The organism is Streptococcus mitis (genome assembly GCF_001579035.1).
In the GTDB taxonomy this organism is placed as follows: domain Bacteria; phylum Bacillota; class Bacilli; order Lactobacillales; family Streptococcaceae; genus Streptococcus; species Streptococcus mitis_J.
On record NZ_KQ970288.1, the window covers coordinates 53,405 to 54,580 of the forward strand.

The window sequence follows — 1,176 nt, forward strand, 5'->3', positions numbered from 1 at the left end:
TTTAGCACCATCTTCAGAAATAGTTTCTTTTGCTGAAGCTTCAGTTACATTTCCATTAGTCGGATCAACTACGTAAGTAGTTGTAGTTTTAACTACTTTATTACCTTCTTTGCCGTAAAACACTTTTGGTTTTGTACCAACTTCATAGACATTCTGAGTCATTGGTGTAGATGTTTCTGAAGTACTCGGATCTGAAAGATTTCCAGTCGTCTCATTAACAGTGTATGTTGTAGTTATTGTACGTAAACCATCTTGACCTTGAGTTATCAGATTGCTATAACCGCGTTCTTTTTCTTCATTACCAACATATTTATTAGTTACTAGAATAGGTTCTGTGGTAACTTTCTTATTGCCTACTTTAATCACTTTTGGTTGCATTTCAGTTGTAACTCTTTCAGACTCAACAGGATCTGTTAATTCACCTGTATACGAAGCTACAGTATAAGTAGTTGTGATAGTTTTCTCACCTTTTTGACCAGCCACTTCTTGTCTAGACTCAAAAGGAATTGTCTCATCAGCACGATACATTGTCGCTATAGGTATTCCTTCAGTTCTTGTCGTAGTATTATTCACTGGTTGCCATAATGGTTGTAAAGTAATCGTTTCACCTTGTTTAACAGCATCGCGCGTCAATAGGTTTGTTCCGTCTTTTGACCACCCTAGGAATTTATGATTTTGTTTTGGTTGACTCGGTCTTGATAATGTTGGTAATACGGTATCACTTGGAGCCACCTTAACTGGAGTAAAGTTCTCACCTTGGAATGTCAAAGTTGCATTTGATACTTCACGTACCCACGTTCCAGCAGTTGCAGTTGAGTCACCAGCGTATGCATCCGCCCAATCTGAAACCGTATACGTGTGTTCTTTAGCCTCAACCTTGTGCCATTTATCGGTATATTGGTTGCCGTAGGAGTGAGTTGTCGGTATCGTTCTAATCCCATCAGCTTTAAATTTATCTCCGAGTTTAAGTTCTTTAAGTTTGCCTGTACCACCGAACATAGAATCCATATTGGTTACTTTACTTGTGTCAAAATGCGTCACATCTAAGTTAGTTAAGTTAGTCGTACCTCTGAACATAGAACCCATATTCGTTACATTTCTTGTGTCAAAATGCGTCACATCTAAGTTAGTTAAGTTAGACATACCATTGAACATTCTTGCCATATTCGTTACTTT

Annotated in this window: 1 protein-coding gene; it reads right to left on the reverse strand. The window is 37.8% G+C overall.

Annotated elements, in window-relative coordinates:
• Positions 1–1,176, reverse strand: a 1,176-nt coding sequence (locus SMIDD26_RS12280) for a BspA family leucine-rich repeat surface protein (protein WP_167747487.1), incomplete at both ends; no start/stop codon positions are given.